The following is a 797-nucleotide window of genomic DNA, read 5'->3' on the forward strand; positions in this document are numbered from 1 at the left end:
TTGAACGGTTACACGCTCGTCACCCAGGTGGCCAGCCATTTTCTTGCCTTTGAACACTTTGCCCGGAGTCTGGTTCTGACCGATAGAACCCGGAACGCGGTGAGACAAGGAGTTACCGTGGGTTGCATCCTGAGTACGGAAGTTCCAGCGCTTTACAGTGCCAGCAAAACCTTTACCTTTGGAAGTACCGGTAACATCGACTTTTTTAACGTCAGCGAAGATTTCTACGCTGATTTCTTGACCTGCAGCGAACTCTTGACCTTCTTCAAGGCGGAATTCCCACAGACCACGGCCAGCTTCGACGCCAGCTTTAGCGAAATGACCCGCTTCCGGTTTGGTCACACGGTTAGCTTTTTTGCTACCGGTAGTGACCTGAATGGCACGGTATCCGTCGTTGTCCAGGTCTTTAACCTGAGTCACGCGGTTCGCTTCAATTTCAATCACGGTTACTGGGATAGAAACGCCATCTTCAGTGAAGATACGAGTCATGCCCACTTTTTTACCGACTAAACCAATCATTGTTTCAACCTCTCAATCGTCAATGACCTGATTAACCCAGGCTGATCTGCACGTCTACACCGGCAGCCAGATCCAGACGCATCAGAGCATCAACGGTTTTCTCAGTTGGCTCAACGATGTCAACCAGACGCTTGTGAGTGCGGATCTCGTACTGATCACGCGCGTCTTTGTTGACGTGCGGGGAGATCAGAACGGTAAAGCGCTCTTTGCGAGTTGGCAGCGGGATCGGACCACGGACTTGCGCACCAGTGCGCTTGGCAGTCTCGACGATTTCCGCA

General features: G+C 51.8%; 2 protein-coding genes. Both read right to left on the bottom strand.

Going from position 1 to position 797, the window contains the following annotated elements; translation table 11 throughout:
- The coding region (rplC, locus tag N6G83_RS54415; protein WP_260524438.1) for a 50S ribosomal protein L3 at nt 1–519 on the bottom strand (519 nt) is incomplete at its 3' end.
- A gap of 31 nt (nt 520–550) precedes the next feature.
- Nucleotides 551–797, bottom strand: a 247-nt coding sequence (gene rpsJ, locus N6G83_RS54420; RefSeq protein WP_260524437.1) for a 30S ribosomal protein S10, incomplete at its 5' end; no start/stop codon positions are given.

The sequence above is a fragment of the Serratia sp. PL7 genome (assembly GCF_945957435.1).